We start from the raw sequence: 15887 nt of genomic DNA, 5'->3' as shown, positions 1-15887 counted from the left end.
CGGCAGAGCGGAGATTACGTTTACTGAATTAATGTAACAAAATGTTATTTTATTGTTTTTGAGTGGTTTAAAAATAGATAAAAAATTTGCAAAAACGAAAAGCCACTAAAAATAAGTGGCTTTTATCAGGAAGGACTTATACGTAGAGAATGGCCTGTACCCGCCAGTGATCGATATGGTTATCTTCCTGCATCTGGATGATGCGATACCATGACGCGCCCTGTTCATCGGCCTTTAATGCCACGATACGTTCAACGTCTTGCGGGCTCCCCGAAATGTTATTGACGGAGATATGGCCTATTTCATTCAGACCCGTTACGCAATCCGCACTGGCGAATTCTGCTGACTGCGCGGTGGTGCTCACAAGGCCTGCTGAGAGCAACAGAGAGGTCAAAGCAAGAGTTCGTTTCATCGTCAGCTCCATTTCACATATTTCCGGTATCCGCCGGGCAATCCTTCGCGAATAAACTCCCATTCCTTGTCGCTGGCATGGAGTTTATTGTGGACAGGAAAATGTCTATGGACGCAAAGCAGTGTAAATCTCGTTCAAAGGTAAACCATTATTTTCGGTACAAAATGGCTTGTGAATACCACTGTCCCGTTATGATGGTTTCGTCGATCATAATAATGACGTAATAATCTGCTTTGGCGGCGACGGCTTGTGCCTTTATTGCGTCTTCTGCGTCATCCGGCGAACCGCGAACCAGCGCGGAGACGGTGCCCATTCGCTGTAATCCTTCCGTCTGATTACGACGAATCTCCTGCGGATGATCGGCAACCGGGGGAGCGGGTTGCGGTGTACCTTGCAGTGCGCTACAGCCGCTGAGCAGAAACACCAGCAATAAAGCAGCAAACCTGTGCATAACCATATCTCGTTTCCTGTTAGCCATAGTGTAGTTGTCTGCGAATTTAGTTTTGGGGGAATGTTCCCGAAGTGTTATCTGGTACGCTATTTTCGAATGAAAATAGCGTCAAACCGTAACCCAGTTCTCAACATTATGAATCATTCATTCGTACAGGGTCGACAATGATTGAAATTGAAATACGCCATCTCGGTGAACATGAAATTTTACATGCCGTGCCGGCAGGAAAACGTGATAAACCGCTGCCTGTTGTGGTTTTTTATCATGGGTTTACCTCCTCTAAACTGGTTTACAGCTATTTTGCGGTGGCGCTGGCGCAGGCGGGTTTTCGCGTGGTGATGCCGGATGCCCCTGACCACGGGGCGCGCTTCACGGGCGATGGACATGCGCGGCTTGGGCAGTTCTGGCACATTCTGCACGGCAGCCTGACCGAGTTTGCCGGGCTGCGCGATGCGCTTTATGAGGCAGGGCTGGTGGCCGATAATCGGCTGGCGGTGGCCGGGGCGTCGATGGGCGGTATGACGGCGCTGGGGATTATGACGCATCATCCTGACGTGATGTCTGTCGCCTGTCTGATGGGCTCGGGCTATTTTACCTCGCTGGCGAAGACGCTTTTCCCCCCTCAGGATTTAACGCAAATTGCGGCGATGCTGGCAGAGTGGGAAGTGACCCGGGCATTGCCGCGCCTTGCCGATCGCCCGCTGCTGCTGTGGCACGGTGATGCGGATGATGTGGTGCCGCCGGACGGAACCTTCCGCCTGCAACAGGCGTTAAAGAATGAAGGACTGGACGCTAATCTGACCTGTTTGTGGGAATCGGGCGTCCGCCACCGCATCACGCCAACGGCGCTGGACGCCACGGTGGCATTTTTCCGCCAGCACCTTTAAACGCGCAGGACTTTGACGCCCTGATCTTCCAGCTTCTGGAGGATCTCGGGGTTCGCCCCTTTGCCGGTGATCACCATGTCGATCTGTTCTGCGCGGCTGAACAGCATGCCTGCGCGTTCACCGACTTTGCTGCTGTCGACCAGCACTACGAGCTTGCCCACAACGTTAAGCATGTTTTGTTCCGCCATTGCGGTCAGCATATCGGTTTTATACAAACCGTCAGCGGTCAGGCCTTTGCCGCTGGTAAACATCCAGTGCCCGGCGTAGAGACTGTTTTCGCTGTCCTGTGGGCTGAGCGTGATGGACTGGCTTTTATTGTACTGGCCGCCCATGATCACCACGCTCTCATGTTCCTGATCGATCAGGTAGTTAGCCAGCGGCAAATAGTTGGTGATGATTTGCACCGGCTTGCCGCACATCTCGCGACCCAGCAAAAACGCCGTGGAGCCGCAGTTGATGACGACGCTCTCACCGGGGTTCACCAGCTGCGATGCCGCTCTGGCAATCCGTACCTTTTCATCGTGATTCTGCGCCTGATGGATATTCATCGGCGACCAGCGTGGACGCTGCTGGCTGATGGCTTCCGCGCCGTTGCGGACTTTTTTCAGCTTGCCGCTCTCATCCAGCTTGTTGATGTCCCGCCGCGCGGTAGCGGGGGAGATGCCTAAACGTTCGATCACTTTCTCGACGGTGATAAACCCTGTTTGCGCCAGGAGTTCCAGTAAAATTTGATGCCGTTGCGCTTCCGTCATGAGCTATTCCGATAAGAATTGATTTGAAAAGATGATATTTGAAATAGCGTGAAATTACTAAAATAAATATGAAATCGCCAGACACAGGGTCTGGCGATGTGGCCTCATAATCAGAGGAAGGACTTGAACGGAAGATCGGGCTCAATGGTGAAGCAATCATCGAAACCGCGTGGGTAGTGATATTCGAGATTGTCTTTGTCCAGAGGCCAGGTGAACTTGCCGCCGACCTGCCAGATAAACGGCTTAAAGCCATACTTCAGGCGGTCTTTTTTCATCTCCCACAGCACGCGGATTTCCTGCGGATCGGCCTGGAAGTTTGACCAGATATCGTGGTGGAACGGAATAACCACTTTGGTATTCAGCGCTTCCGCCATACGCAGCATGTCGGCGCTGGTCATTTTGTCCGTAATACCGCGCGGGTTTTCGCCGTACGAGCCCAGCGCTACGTCAATCTGATGTTCGTTGCCGTGCTTCGCGTAATAGTTGGAGTAGTGGGAGTCACCGCTGTGGTACAGGGAGCCGCCCGGCGTCTTGAACAGGTAGTTCACCGCGCGCTCGTCCATGCCGTCCGGCAGTACGCCCGCAGCTTTCTGGTCGGCCGGCAGGGTAATCAGTGCGGTACGGTCAAAGGCATCCAGGGCGTGGATTTCAATGTCTTTGATTTTCACCACGTCGCCAGGCTTCATTACGATGCAGCGCTCTTTCGGCACGCCCCAGCCAATCCAGAGATCTACGCAGGTTTGCGGCCCGATAAAGGGTACGTCGTCCGCGCAGTTTTGCATTACCGCTGCCGCCACGTTCACGTCAATATGATCGTTATGATCGTGGGTAGAAAGCACAGCGTCGATCTGACGAATGGCAAACGGATCAAGCACAAACGGCGTGGTGCGCAGGTTCGGCTGCAGTTTTTCAACGCCGGCCATGCGCTGCATCTGGTGGCCTTTTTTCATCAGCGGATTACCGTGGCTCTGCTTGCCGGTGCCGCACCAGAAATCAACGCAGATATTGGCGCCGCCTTCTGATTTCAGCCAGATACCGGTGCAGCCCAGCCACCACATTGCAAACGTGCCAGGAGCAACCTGTTCCTGCTCGATCTCTTCGTTCAGCCAGCTACCCCACTCCGGGAATGTGCTCAGAATCCATGATTCACGGGTGATGGTTTTCACTTTACTCATCGTTTTGACTCCTGGGTTTAATCAAAAGTAATCACATGGTGATTTGTTGTGATTAATGCTGGCACCATTTAACGCGCTTTGCAATGATAAAAATGAGGAATTTTATCTGCGCGACTTCACGGACTCTCCGCTATTTACTTGTTAGAGTATCGCATATCAAACATTAATCTAATGAATTATAAGGATTAATTTATTTTCACGGTACGGTAGTGAAAATCATTACTAACAGCATGGAAATAAATTGCGTGATGCGTCACAAATAATCAAATGCAATCTTGTGGTGATTATTTGTGATTAATAGAGTGATGACACCAACCGCACAGGGATTGCCCCTTGTGTTCTCATTTCTGGAGAGAGTTATGGAGATCCTCTACAACGTCTTTACCGTTTTCTTTAATCAGGTAATGACCAACGCCCCGCTGTTGCTGGGTATCGTGACGTGCCTGGGGTACATCCTGCTGCGCAAAAGCGTCAGCGTGATTATTAAAGGCACCATCAAAACCATTATCGGTTTCATGTTGTTACAGGCGGGGTCAGGCATTCTGACCAGCACGTTTAAGCCAGTTGTCGCCAAAATGTCGGAAGTGTACGGCATTAACGGGGCTATCTCTGATACCTACGCCTCAATGATGGCGACCATCGATCGCATGGGCGACGCCTATAGCTGGGTGGGATATGCGGTTCTGCTCGCGCTGGCGCTGAACATTATCTATGTTCTGCTGCGCCGCATTACCGGTATTCGCACCATCATGCTCACCGGGCACATTATGTTCCAGCAGGCGGGGCTGATCGCGGTTTCTCTCTATATCTTCGGCTACCCCATGTGGACCACGATCATCTGCACCGCCGTGCTGGTCTCGCTCTACTGGGGTATCACCTCCAACATGATGTACAAGCCAACGCAGATAGTGACTGACGGCTGCGGCTTCTCCATCGGTCACCAGCAGCAGTTTGCCGCCTGGCTTGCTTATAAAGTTGCGCCGTACCTGGGCAAAAAAGAAGAGAGCGTTGAAGACCTTAAGCTGCCGGGCTGGCTCAATATCTTCCATGACAACATCGTTTCGACCGCGATTGTGATGACCATCTTCTTCGGCGCCATTCTGCTCTCCTTCGGTATTGACGTGGTGCAGGCGATGGCAGGGAAAACCCACTGGACGGTCTATATCCTGCAGACCGGCTTCTCCTTCGCGGTGGCGATTTTCATCATCACTCAGGGCGTACGTATGTTCGTCGCCGAACTGTCGGAAGCCTTCAACGGTATCTCTCAGCGCCTGATCCCTGGTGCGGTACTGGCGATTGACTGTGCGGCTATCTATAGCTTTGCGCCAAACGCCGTCGTCTGGGGCTTTATGTGGGGCACCATCGGCCAGCTGATTGCGGTGGGCATTCTGGTGGGTTGCGGTTCCTCAATCCTGATTATTCCTGGCTTTATCCCGATGTTCTTCTCCAACGCCACCATCGGCGTGTTTGCTAACCACTTCGGCGGCTGGCGCGCGGCGCTCAAGATCTGCCTGGTGATGGGCATGGTGGAAATCTTCGGTTGCGTGTGGGCGGTCAAGCTCACCGGTATGAGCGCCTGGATGGGTATGGCGGACTGGTCAATTCTGGCACCGCCGATGATGCAGGGCTTTGCCTCCGTCGGGCTGGTCTTTATGGCCGTCATCATCCTGATTGCTCTGGCTTATATGTTCTTCGCTGGCCGTTCGCTGCGAGCAGAAGAAGATGCGGAAAAACAAACAGCAGAAGTTTCTGCTCACTAAGGAGTATTGATTATGACCGTACGTATCCTGGCTGTGTGTGGCAATGGGCAAGGTAGTTCCATGATCATGAAGATGAAAGTGGACCAGTTTTTAACCCAGTCAAACATCGACCACACGGTGAACAGCTGCGCAGTGGGTGAATACAAAAGTGAACTGAACGGCGCGGACATCATCATCGCTTCAACTCACATTGCCGGTGAGATTAGCGTGTCGGGCAACAAATATGTGGTAGGCGTACGCAACATGCTGTCGCCTGCGGATTTCGGGCCAAAACTGCTGGAAGTGATCAAAGAGCACTTCCCACAAGACGTGAAGTAAGGACGCCACATGAAACTACGTGATTCGCTGGCAGAGAATAACTCCATCCTTTTACAGGCCGACGCCAGCACCTGGCAGGAAGCGGTGAAGCTGAGTGTGGATCTGCTGGTTAAGGCGGACGTTGTCGAGCCGCGCTATTACCAGGCCATTCTCGATGGCGTGGCGCAGCACGGCCCCTACTTTGTGATTGCGCCGGGCCTGGCAATGCCGCACGGCCGCCCGGAAGAGGGCGTCAAGAAAACCGGCTTCGCGCTGGTGACGCTGAAAACGCCGCTGGTGTTTAACCACGAAGATAACGACCCGGTCGATATTCTCATCACCATGGCGGCCGTTGATGCCAACACCCACCAGGAGGTGGGCATTATGCAGATCGTCAATCTGTTTGATGACGAAGCCAATTTTGACCGTTTACGCGCCTGCCGCACCGCGCAGGACGTGCTGGATTTAATTGATAACGCCACTGCGGCGGCCGTTTAAGAGGAATTGAACATGTCATTACCAATGTTGCAAGTTGCGCTGGATAACCAGACGCTGTCTCACGCTTACGAAACCACCCGCCTGATTGCGGAAGAGGTGGATATCATCGAAGTGGGGACCATTCTGTGCGTGGGCGAAGGCGTGCGCGCTGTTCGCGACCTGAAGGCGCTCTATCCGCACAAAATCGTGCTGGCGGATGCCAAAATTGCCGACGCAGGCAAAATCCTTTCCCGCATGTGCTTTGAAGCCAACGCCGACTGGGTCACCGTGATCTGCTGTGCGGATATCAACACCGCCAAAGGCGCGCTGGACGTGGCAAAAGAGTTTAACGGCGACGTGCAGATTGAGCTGACCGGCTTCTGGACCTGGGAGCAGGCGCAGGAATGGCGCGAAGCGGGCATCCAGCAGGTGGTTTACCACCGCAGCCGCGATGCCCAGGCCGCAGGCGTGGCGTGGGGCGAAGCGGATATCAGCGCGATTAAGCGTCTGGCGGATATGGGCTTCAAAGTCACCGTCACCGGTGGCCTGGCGCTGGAAGATCTGCCGCTGTTCCAGGGCATCCCAATTCACGTCTTTATCGCCGGCCGCAGCATTCGCGACGCGGCATCTCCGGTCGAAGCGGCGCGTCAGTTCAAACGCTCAATCGCTCAGCTTTGGGGCTAAGGAGCGGGTATGTTGTCAAAACAGGTCCCGCTTGGCATCTATGAAAAGGCACTCCCTGCGGGGGAGTGCTGGCTGGAGCGGTTACAGCTGGCAAAACAGCTGGGTTTCGATTTTGTCGAAATGTCAGTGGATGAGACGGACGAGCGTCTCTCTCGCCTGGACTGGAGCCGCGAACAGCGTCTGGCGCTGGTGAGCGCCATTGCCGAGACCGGCGTGCGCGTGCCGTCCATGTGCCTGAGCGCCCATCGTCGTTTCCCTCTGGGATGTGAAGATGATGCCGTGCGTGCTGAAGGTCTGGAGATCATGCGCAAAGCCATTCGCTTTGCCCAGGACGTGGGTATCCGCGTGATCCAACTGGCGGGTTATGACGTTTACTATCAGGAAGCCAACGATGAAACGCGCCGTCGTTTCCGTGACGGCCTGAAAGAGAGCGTTGAGATGGCAAGCCGCGCGCAGGTCACGCTGGCGATGGAGATCATGGACTACCCGTTGATGAACTCCATCAGCAAGGCGCTGGGCTACGCGCACTATCTGAATAACCCGTGGTTCCAGCTTTATCCGGATATCGGCAACCTGTCGGCATGGGATAACGACGTACAGATGGAGCTGCAGGCGGGCATCGGGCATATCGTGGCGGTGCACGTCAAAGATACCCGTCCTGGCGTGTTTAAAAACGTACCGTTCGGCACCGGGGTGGTGGATTTTGAACGGTGCTTCGAGACGCTCAGGCAGACAGGCTATTGCGGGCCTTACCTGATTGAGATGTGGAGCGAAACGTCAGACGACCCGGCTGCGGAAGTAGCAAAAGCGCGGGACTGGGTGCGCGAGCGGATGGTGCGGGCGGGTTTGCTGGAGGTTGAACATGCTTAAGCTGAAACAGCAGGTCTTTGAAGCCAATATGGATCTGCCGCGCTATGGCCTGGTCACGTTCACCTGGGGCAACGTGAGCGCTATCGACCGCGAGCAGGGGCTAATCGTGATTAAGCCGAGCGGCGTGGCGTATGACACCATGAAAGCAGAGGATATGGTGGTAGTGGATCTCGACGGAAACGTCGTGGAGGGAAAATGGCGTCCCTCTTCAGATACCGCAACCCATTTGGCGCTGTACCGGCGATATCCGTCCCTTGGCGGCGTGGTGCATACCCACTCCACGCACGCGACGGCCTGGGCACAGGCAGGGCTGCCCATCCCGGCGCTGGGCACGACCCACGCGGACTATTTCTTTGGCGACATTCCCTGCACGCGAGCGTTAACGCAGGCTGAAGTAGAAGGGGAGTACGAACGCAACACCGGCAAGGTGATTATCGAAACGTTGGGCGAAAGCGAACCGCTGCATACGCCGGGGATTGTGGTGTATCAGCACGGTCCGTTCTCCTGGGGTAAAGATGCTCACGACGCGGTACACAATGCTGTCGTGATGGAAGAGGTGGCTAAAATGGCGTGGATTGCCCGCGGCATTAATCCACAGCTTCAGGGCATTGATGATTACCTGATGAACAAGCATTTCATGCGCAAGCACGGCCCAAATGCCTACTACGGGCAGAAGTGAATAAGTGCTCTGGAATACCAAAAAACAGTTGTAACCGGTGGTATTCCGGAGCCATTCACAAAAAAAGCCCCCGGGCAGGGGGCAACGTCAACTATGGCTATGTTCTCGTTGTTGGCTTTCCTGGTGCTAGCGTTAAGGCATTACCGGTAGATATCTGCACTGGCGTGCATATTGCCGTTGCTGCCGGGCTCACGGGTTAACATCACATGGTAATAGGTTGCGCCCTGGGCATCGGTCTCTTCATTTAGTGCCTGATCTGCTTCGCTTTCAGTGGCGAAATTATGATTGATATAGATTACGCCTAAGCTGTGCACATCATCCATGTTTCTGGCCTGCCGGCCGTCTATTTTGATGGCTGCCATCGCGTTTGCACTGAGCAAAAGCGCAGCCATTATGGCTAATGCGATTTTTTTCATGATATGCGCTCCACGACTGCGTGCTGTGAGAGGGGAATGCTCCTTCTTTAATTCAGTGGGTCTCTGATTAAAGTGTAATCACTCATCCGGCGGGGATACGTGACCATTTCTGATGCAGTTGTTCAAAAAAGCAACGCTTCCGGATGCGTTTAATATTAAATCACCCACTTAGACCAGCTTTACGCTTTGTGCGAATTATTTGTGCGATCAGCTTGAGTTTCCAGGGGCGCGCAAGTATTATGACGCGTCAATTTTTCAGCCGACCTTTAACACGTTCCTTGCCTCCCCGGGCCTCGGCTGACCCAGACAGGAGGCTGAATAATCCGTAAGGAGCAATTCGATGCGTCATTACGAAATCGTTTTTATGGTCCATCCTGACCAGAGCGAACAGGTTCCGGGTATGATCGAGCGTTATTCTGCTGCCATCACTGGTGCAGAAGGTACGATCCACCGTCTGGAAGACTGGGGCCGCCGTCAGCTGGCTTACCCGATCAACAAACTGCACAAAGCACACTACGTTCTGATGAACGTTGAAGCGCCGCAGGAAGTGATCGATGAGCTGGAAACTACCTTCCGCTTCAACGATGCCGTTATCCGCAGCATGGTTATGCGTACCAAAAACGCAGTTACCGAAGCATCTCCGATGGTTAAAGCGAAAGACGAGCGCCGTGAGCGTCGCGATGATTTCGCAAACGAAACCGCAGATGATTCTGATGCTGGGGATTCTGAAGAGTAATTTCTGATGACCAACCGTCTGGCGTTGTCCGGCATCGTATGCAGGGCTCCCCTTCGAAAGGTCAGTCCATCAGGAATTCCGCATTGCCAGTTCGTGCTTGAGCATCGTTCTGTGCAAGAGGAAGCCGGGTTTCACCGGCAGGCGTGGTGCCAAATGCCCGTTATTATTAGCGGACACGAAAACCAGGCCATTACTCACAGTTTAACGGTCGGTAGCGCAGTAATCGTTCAGGGGTTCATCTCTTGCCATAAGGCAAAGAACGGCCTGAGCAAAATGGTTCTGCATGCCGAGCAGATTGATTTGATAGATACTGGAGACTAGCCATATGGCACGTTATTTCCGTCGTCGCAAGTTCTGCCGTTTCACCGCGGAAGGCGTTCAAGAGATCGACTATAAAGATATCGCAACGCTGAAAAACTACATCACCGAAAGCGGTAAGATTGTCCCAAGCCGTATCACCGGTACTCGTGCAAAATATCAGCGTCAGCTGGCTCGCGCTATCAAACGCGCTCGCTACCTGTCCCTGCTGCCGTACACTGATCGTCATCAGTAATCGGGCACGGTCCATTAATACGACTTTAAGAGGATAAGGTAATGCAAGTTATTCTGCTTGATAAAGTAGCAAACCTGGGCAGCCTGGGTGAACAGGTAAACGTTAAAGCGGGCTACGCTCGTAACTTCCTGGTTCCACAGGGTAAAGCTGTTCCAGCTACTAAGAAAAACGTAGAGTTTTTCGAAGCACGTCGTGCTGAACTGGAAGCCAAACTGGCTGACGTTCTGGCGGCTGCTAACGCTCGCGCTGAAGCAATCAACGCACTGGGCACTGTTACCATCGCTTCCAAAGCTGGCGACGAAGGTAAACTGTTCGGTTCCATCGGTACCCGCGATATCGCTGATGCAGTTACTGCAGCAGGCGTTAAAGTGGCTAAGAGCGAAGTTCGCATGCCGAACGGCGTTCTGCGTACCACTGGTGAGCACGAAGTTGACTTCCAGGTTCACAGCGAAGTGTTCGCTAAACTGGTTGTTAACGTTGTAGCTGAGTAATTTTACTCTGCTCGCGTCGAAGCGCCGGCCTTGTGCCGGCGTTTTGCTTTTTTAAGGCTACCGGCCATTCTCTTTTTATCTTGTATGGTAGCTATTCCTGACGCATTCTCAGATAATAAAATGAAACGCAATTTTATTTATGAGATTTGTCATGGATACCGCTCTGCCCACGCCCGTCTTTGCCCGTCGAAATGTGGCCTATGCCTGCGCCACGCTCTGCTGTTTACTCTGGGGAAGCTCGTACCCGGCCATTAAAAATGGTTATGAACTCTTTCAGATTGCGACCGATGACATCCCATCCAAAGTTGTTTTTGCCGGATACCGCTTTCTGTTTGCCGGTGCGCTGCTGCTGCTGTTTGCTCTGGCCCAGCGAAAACCGATTGGCAGGCTCACGCCCAGGCAGTTTGGCCAGCTCACGATCCTCGGACTGACCCAGACGACAATCCAGTACACTTTCTTCTATGTAGGGCTTGCCTACACGACGGGGGTGAATGGCTCAATCATGAACGCCACCGGAACCTTCTTCAGCGTGCTGCTGGCGCACTTTATCTATCACAACGACAAACTCAGCTATAACAAAACGCTGGGCTGTATTCTCGGGTTTGCCGGGGTGATGCTGGTGAATTTCCACAGTGGGTTAAGCGATTTCCAGTTTGTCTGGAAAGGTGACGGCTTCGTGGTGCTGGCGGCCTTTATTCTCTCTGCCGCCACGCTTTACGGGAAACGTATTTCCCAGACTGTTGACCCAACGGTGATGACCGGCTGGCAGCTGGCGATAGGCGGGGCTGCGCTGGTTGCAGGAGGCTATGCCACGGGCGGGACGCTGGAAGTGTACAGCATGAAGGCTGTCGCGGTGCTGGGGTATCTGACGCTGCTCTCATCCGTGGCGTTCGCCCTGTGGAGTGCACTGCTGAAAGTGAACCGGGTGAGCATGATTGCCCCGTTCAACTTTGTCATTCCGGTTGCAGGGACGGTGCTTTCCGCAATCTTTCTCGGCGAAAATATTCTGGACATCAAATATGCGATTGCGCTGGTGCTGGTCTGCTCGGGGATCTGGTGGGTGAATAAACGGAGTGCCTGAGAACAAAAGTGCCGGGTGGCGGCTTCGCCTTACCCGGCCTATGCCATTAACGTGCTCTGATGAAACTACCGTCCGGCTGGCGGGTAAACAGTACCTGCTGCCCATTTCCGGTATCAATCGTCAGCCCGGTGACCACGCCGCTGGCATTCTGGCGAATCTGCACCATCTGGCCATTCTGCAGGTTACTGAGCGGCTTACCTGCACCTTCAACCTTAGCCATGGCATACACGTCGGTTGGTGGCAGGTTGTGGTCGCGGAAAAGCTGTGCCAGCGTTTTGCCCGGCTCCACGCGATAGGAACGCCACTGCTGCTCAATGCCGGTAGGCTGCTGGGTTTGCGGCTCAGACGGGGCCGCGGCCTGCTCCTGCGGCTGTTCATCCTGAACGGGTTCAGGTTCAACCGGCGCGACCTGGCCTGGATCGTTAGACGGGGTCACCAGCTGTGTCTGCATGGGCTGCGCGTCAGGCTGCGGCCGCGTTTGCGACTGAAGATCCAGCTGTGCATTGCGGGTGACAGGCGCGGTATCGACATCATCACCGCCGGAAGGAAGCAGGAAGCCCACGATGACCATCAGCGCACCAATGATGATCCCCCTGCGGTGCAGAGGAGGCAGCGGGTCCATAATGCGAAAATTGTCCGGCGCCTGCCAGATTTTCGCCAGGGTAGGTTTCAGTTCAAATCGCCCGGGCATGGCTCTCCTCCTGCTCCGCGTCTTTTATATCCTGTGCTTCGAAGTATAGTTCGCTAACTGCCTGAACGACGTAACAAACCCGACTTCCGTGACATCAGTTCGGGATTAATCCTGGTTGCCTCTATTGTTTCTGTTTCGTCGCGGTTTGTCACCCTAACTTAAGACAAAGTTTTACCCATAAGGGCATGGCTGATATGCTGCCCGCTACTTTAAATGTGATGGAAGGAAAACCCATGACCACCCCGACTTTTGACACTATCGAAGCGCAGGCAAGTTACGGTATCGGCTTGCAGGTAGGACAGCAGCTGAGCGAATCCGGCCTGGAAGGTCTGTTACCTGAAGCGCTGGTGGCGGGTATCGCTGACGCGCTGGAAGGTAAACAGCCTGCCGTTCCGGTTGACGTTGTGCACCGTGCGCTGCGTGAAATTCACGAACGTGCTGACGCCGTGCGTCGCGCGCGTTTCGAAGAGATGGCAGCCGAAGGCGTGAAATATCTGGAAGAGAACCGCGAGCGTGAAGGCGTGAACAGCACCGAGTCTGGCCTGCAGTTCCGCGTGATCAACCAGGGCGACGGCGCTATTCCGGCGCGTACCGACCACGTTCGCGTTCACTACACCGGTAAACTGATCGACGGTACCGTGTTCGACAGCTCCGTGGCGCGCGGCGAACCGGCTGAATTCCCGGTCAACGGCGTTATCGCGGGTTGGATCGAAGCCCTGACCCTGATGCCAGTCGGTTCCAAATGGGAACTGACCATCCCGCACAACCTGGCCTACGGCGAGCGTGGCGCTGGCGCGTCCATTCCGCCATTCAGCACCCTGGTATTTGAAGTCGAACTGCTGGAAATCCTGTAATCGACTTTTCTTATTTCCTCTCTCCGCTCGGGGAGAGGAAATAGTGATAAAACCTATAGTTACGACAGAATCAATATTTTATCTTGCAAACGAAACTGTTGCGTGTATTTTTGTGAGCTGTTTCGCGCTGTATGAGTGATATGACACTCACTTTCAACATATTATTAACATAATATCTAAATCATAGTATTCATCCCGCCGATTCTTACCTAATATCGATAAACCCTTACAAAGGGACCGTCATTTATTTGACGTTTTTAAAGGCCAGAAGAGCCTTAACAACACAGACAGGCATAAACAGGAAAAATTACATGGTAGATCAGGTCAAAGTCGCCGCTGCAGAAGAGGCGACGTCTGAACAGTCGCTACGGCGCAATCTCACAAACCGTCATATACAGCTTATCGCCATTGGCGGTGCCATCGGCACCGGGCTGTTTATGGGATCGGGCAAAACCATCAGTCTTGCCGGGCCGTCGATCATTTTCGTTTATATGATCATCGGTTTTATGCTCTTCTTCGTGATGCGTGCAATGGGTGAATTGCTGCTCTCGAACCTCGAATACAAATCCTTCAGTGACTTCGCGTCTGACCTGCTCGGGCCATGGGCGGGCTATTTTACCGGGTGGACCTACTGGTTCTGCTGGGTAGTCACCGGAATGGCGGACGTCGTGGCGATTACCGCCTACGCGCAGTTCTGGTTCCCGGGGCTGTCGGACTGGGTCGCCTCGCTGGCGGTGATTATTCTGCTGCTGAGCCTCAACCTCGCCACCGTGAAAATGTTCGGTGAGATGGAGTTCTGGTTCGCGATGATCAAGATCGTCGCTATCGTGGGGCTGATTGTTGTGGGCCTGGTGATGGTATTGACGCACTTCCAGTCGCCAACGGGCGTTCAGGCGTCCTTTACCCATCTGTGGAACGACGGCGGCTGGTTCCCGAAAGGCATCAGCGGCTTCTTTGCTGGCTTCCAGATTGCGGTGTTTGCGTTTGTAGGGATTGAGCTGGTGGGGACTACGGCTGCAGAAACCAAAGACCCGGAGAAATCCCTGCCGCGTGCCATCAACTCTATTCCGCTGCGCATTATTATGTTCTACGTCTTCGCGCTGATCATTATTATGTCCGTGACGCCGTGGAGCTCCGTGGTGCCCAGCAAGAGCCCGTTCGTTGAGTTGTTCGTGCTGGTAGGGCTGCCCGCTGCCGCTAGCCTGATTAACTTCGTGGTACTGACCTCAGCGGCATCGTCTGCGAACAGCGGCGTATTCTCAACCAGCCGTATGCTATTTGGTCTGGCGCAGGAGGGCGTGGCGCCGAGCGCCTTTGCGAAACTGTCTAAACGTGCGGTGCCGGCGAAAGGGCTGACCTTCTCCTGCATGTGCCTGTTGGGGGGCGTGGTGATGCTCTACGTGAACCCAAGCGTGATTGGCGCGTTCACTATGATCACCACGGTCTCGGCAATCCTGTTCATGTTCGTCTGGACCATTATCCTTTGCTCGTACCTGGTGTACCGCAAACAGCGTCCACACCTGCATGAGAAATCGATCTACAAGATGCCGCTGGGCAAGCTGATGTGCTGGGTGTGCATGGCGTTCTTCGTGTTCGTTCTGGTGCTGCTGACGCTGGAAGATGATACCCGTCAGGCGCTCATCGTCACGCCGCTGTGGTTTATCGCGCTGGGGCTGGGCTGGCTGTTTATCGGCAAGAAACGTATGGCTGGCATGCGTTAAGCATGTTGCCGGGTGGCGCTGACGCTTACCCGGCCTATGTTCGAGGACGTTGTAGGCCCGGTAAGCGCTAGCGCCACCGGGCTTTTTTATTCCCCCGCCAATGCCCGCGGGAACAGCTCGTTATTCTCAAGACTGATGTGCTCCATCAGGTCGTCAATCATCTCGTTAATGCCGTTGTACATCGCTTTCCAGGTGGTGCACGCTTCTGGCGGCGGCGTGACGTTGTCGGTGGTGTGTTTGATCACTTCCAGCAGTTCGCCCGCATCATCATGTTCGCTTTCCATCACGCTGATGGGTCCCATCGCCTGGCTGCCCATTCCCTGTTTAATCATCGGGAAGAGGATCTGCTCTTCTTTCATCATGTGGCTGGAAAGCTCTTCGTGCAGCATGGTCAGGTATTTTGCCAGACCGCGCGGTACGGAAGGCTTGTCGGCGTGGACGCGCTCAACTTTCGTCGCCTGCAGGATCAGCTCAGGCAGTTGCTCACGGTGGCGGTCGTGGTAACGCACGATGATATGGTCGATGATTTCCGCGAGCGGGGCGGTACGCCAGTCTTTGTCGACAGGCTGTTCGGCCAGAAGTGCCAGTTCCGCTTCGATAGCCTCCACGTTCAGCTCTTTACGCGAGGCCGCTCGCGCCAGGGTCTGCTTACCGCCGCAGCAGTAATCCATATCGTATTTACGGAACAGCGCAGAAGCGCGAGGGATGGAGAGCGCCAGCTCGCCAAGGGGTTGGTCGCGAAAGGCCATAGCAGTTACCTCGTCATCAAGAATATAAGATGCATATTAAATGCATCTTTATGGCGGCGCTATAACCCTTTAGAGGGAAGGGAAAAAGTGCGACGGGGATCACAAAAAAATGTCCCGTTTAACTCCCTGAATGGACTTAGGAAAGTGGTTT

General features: G+C 54.0%; 21 protein-coding genes. 14 read left to right on the top strand and 7 right to left on the bottom strand.

All coding sequences use genetic code 11. From position 1 onward, the window contains the following. Positions 1 to 136 precede the first annotated feature (136 nt). Together yjfN and bsmA are read right to left on the bottom strand one after the other, a co-directional pair. On the bottom strand, positions 137 to 424 hold the full coding sequence (yjfN, locus tag AB8818_RS15045; protein WP_045134420.1) for a DUF1471 family protease activator YjfN: 288 nt from the start codon (positions 422 to 424) through the stop codon (positions 137 to 139). Positions 425 to 560: 136 nt separating this feature from the next. Further along, on the bottom strand, positions 561 to 890 hold the full coding sequence (gene bsmA, locus AB8818_RS15040; RefSeq protein ID WP_028015263.1) for a biofilm peroxide resistance protein BsmA: 330 nt from the start codon (positions 888 to 890) through the stop codon (positions 561 to 563). Positions 891 to 1027: 137 nt separating this feature from the next. On the opposite strand from bsmA, the gene yjfP reads away from it, so the two are divergent. Beyond that, complete coding sequence (gene yjfP, locus AB8818_RS15035; RefSeq protein ID WP_192984715.1) at positions 1028 to 1750, top strand: esterase; 723 nt, start codon at positions 1028 to 1030, stop codon at positions 1748 to 1750. On the opposite strand, the gene ulaR is transcribed toward yjfP, so the two are convergent. After that, positions 1747 to 2502 (bottom strand): HTH-type transcriptional regulator UlaR, encoded by a 756-nt coding sequence (gene ulaR / locus AB8818_RS15030; RefSeq protein ID WP_024907324.1) that lies wholly within the window; start codon positions 2500 to 2502, stop codon positions 1747 to 1749. The two genes, yjfP and ulaR, sit on opposite strands and share 4 nt — an antisense overlap. A gap of 110 nt (positions 2503 to 2612) precedes the next feature. After that, positions 2613 to 3677: an L-ascorbate 6-phosphate lactonase gene (gene ulaG, locus AB8818_RS15025; protein ID WP_006810379.1), complete on the bottom strand. Its 1065-nt coding sequence runs from the start codon at positions 3675 to 3677 to the stop codon at positions 2613 to 2615. 359 nt (positions 3678 to 4036) lie between these two features. Between ulaG and ulaA the strand changes: the two genes are divergently transcribed. Genes ulaA through AB8818_RS14995 form a run of 6 tightly spaced genes read left to right on the top strand, consistent with a single transcriptional unit; the run spans position 4037 to position 8444 of the window. After that, positions 4037 to 5437, top strand: a complete 1401-nt coding sequence (gene ulaA, locus AB8818_RS15020) for a PTS ascorbate transporter subunit IIC (RefSeq protein WP_080328803.1) — start codon at positions 4037 to 4039, stop codon at positions 5435 to 5437. A 12-nt stretch (positions 5438 to 5449) separates the two neighbouring features. Further along, on the top strand, positions 5450 to 5755 hold the full coding sequence (gene ulaB / locus AB8818_RS15015) for a PTS ascorbate transporter subunit IIB (RefSeq protein ID WP_003856022.1): 306 nt from the start codon (positions 5450 to 5452) through the stop codon (positions 5753 to 5755). 9 nt (positions 5756 to 5764) lie between these two features. Beyond that, positions 5765 to 6232 (top strand): PTS ascorbate transporter subunit IIA, encoded by a 468-nt coding sequence (ulaC, locus tag AB8818_RS15010; protein WP_061099468.1) that lies wholly within the window; start codon positions 5765 to 5767, stop codon positions 6230 to 6232. A 12-nt stretch (positions 6233 to 6244) separates the two neighbouring features. Beyond that, positions 6245 to 6895, top strand: a complete 651-nt coding sequence (gene ulaD, locus AB8818_RS15005; protein ID WP_017694667.1) for a 3-keto-L-gulonate-6-phosphate decarboxylase UlaD — start codon at positions 6245 to 6247, stop codon at positions 6893 to 6895. A gap of 9 nt (positions 6896 to 6904) precedes the next feature. Next, positions 6905 to 7765 (top strand): L-ribulose-5-phosphate 3-epimerase, encoded by an 861-nt coding sequence (locus AB8818_RS15000; RefSeq protein ID WP_116343606.1) that lies wholly within the window; start codon positions 6905 to 6907, stop codon positions 7763 to 7765. Beyond that, on the top strand, positions 7758 to 8444 hold the full coding sequence (locus tag AB8818_RS14995; protein ID WP_192984717.1) for an L-ribulose-5-phosphate 4-epimerase: 687 nt from the start codon (positions 7758 to 7760) through the stop codon (positions 8442 to 8444). The genes AB8818_RS15000 and AB8818_RS14995 overlap by 8 nt, the downstream gene beginning before the upstream one ends. Before the next feature lie 140 nt (positions 8445 to 8584). Here the strand turns inward: AB8818_RS14995 and yjfY are convergent, their stop codons facing one another. Beyond that, the gene (gene yjfY / locus AB8818_RS14990; protein WP_116343604.1) at positions 8585 to 8860 is read right to left on the bottom strand and encodes a DUF1471 family protein YjfY; all 276 of its coding nucleotides are present in this window, start codon (positions 8858 to 8860) and stop codon (positions 8585 to 8587) included. 340 nt (positions 8861 to 9200) lie between these two features. On the opposite strand from yjfY, the gene rpsF reads away from it, so the two are divergent. From rpsF to AB8818_RS14965, 5 genes are all read left to right on the top strand, one after another. Next, positions 9201 to 9596 carry a 30S ribosomal protein S6 gene (rpsF, locus tag AB8818_RS14985; RefSeq protein ID WP_014068637.1) on the top strand — a complete coding sequence of 132 codons (396 nt, stop codon included), beginning with the start codon at positions 9201 to 9203 and terminating at the stop codon, positions 9594 to 9596. A 6-nt stretch (positions 9597 to 9602) separates the two neighbouring features. Continuing rightward, on the top strand, positions 9603 to 9917 hold the full coding sequence (priB, locus tag AB8818_RS14980; protein WP_028015270.1) for a primosomal replication protein N: 315 nt from the start codon (positions 9603 to 9605) through the stop codon (positions 9915 to 9917). Positions 9918 to 9921: 4 nt separating this feature from the next. Next, positions 9922 to 10149, top strand: a complete 228-nt coding sequence (gene rpsR, locus AB8818_RS14975; RefSeq protein ID WP_000135199.1) for a 30S ribosomal protein S18 — start codon at positions 9922 to 9924, stop codon at positions 10147 to 10149. A gap of 41 nt (positions 10150 to 10190) precedes the next feature. After that, positions 10191 to 10640 carry a 50S ribosomal protein L9 gene (gene rplI, locus AB8818_RS14970; protein WP_192984719.1) on the top strand — a complete coding sequence of 150 codons (450 nt, stop codon included), beginning with the start codon at positions 10191 to 10193 and terminating at the stop codon, positions 10638 to 10640. 151 nt (positions 10641 to 10791) lie between these two features. Continuing rightward, positions 10792 to 11721, top strand: coding sequence for a DMT family transporter (locus tag AB8818_RS14965; protein WP_192984720.1), 930 nt, complete (start codon positions 10792 to 10794; stop codon positions 11719 to 11721). 46 nt (positions 11722 to 11767) lie between these two features. On the opposite strand, the gene AB8818_RS14960 is transcribed toward AB8818_RS14965, so the two are convergent. After that, positions 11768 to 12412, bottom strand: coding sequence for an OapA family protein (locus tag AB8818_RS14960; protein ID WP_192984722.1), 645 nt, complete (start codon positions 12410 to 12412; stop codon positions 11768 to 11770). Positions 12413 to 12645: 233 nt separating this feature from the next. On the opposite strand from AB8818_RS14960, the gene fklB reads away from it, so the two are divergent. Beyond that, positions 12646 to 13266, top strand: a complete 621-nt coding sequence (fklB, locus tag AB8818_RS14955) for an FKBP-type peptidyl-prolyl cis-trans isomerase (RefSeq protein WP_008502892.1) — start codon at positions 12646 to 12648, stop codon at positions 13264 to 13266. Positions 13267 to 13577: 311 nt separating this feature from the next. Continuing rightward, a complete protein-coding gene (gene cycA, locus AB8818_RS14950) occupies positions 13578 to 14987 on the top strand; it encodes a D-serine/D-alanine/glycine transporter (RefSeq protein WP_116343601.1) in 1410 nt (469 codons plus the stop codon). 86 nt (positions 14988 to 15073) lie between these two features. Here cycA and ytfE read toward each other — a convergent pair whose 3' ends face one another. After that, positions 15074 to 15736 (bottom strand): iron-sulfur cluster repair protein YtfE, encoded by a 663-nt coding sequence (gene ytfE / locus AB8818_RS14945; protein WP_192984724.1) that lies wholly within the window; start codon positions 15734 to 15736, stop codon positions 15074 to 15076. Positions 15737 to 15887: the final 151 nt, after the last annotated feature.

The sequence above is a fragment of the Enterobacter sp. KB-280D8 genome, from assembly GCF_041399405.1.
Taxonomy (GTDB): domain Bacteria; phylum Pseudomonadota; class Gammaproteobacteria; order Enterobacterales; family Enterobacteriaceae; genus Enterobacter; species Enterobacter cloacae_N.
Note: the sequence above shows the minus strand (reverse complement) of the source record. Positions and strands in the feature narration are given on the sequence as shown.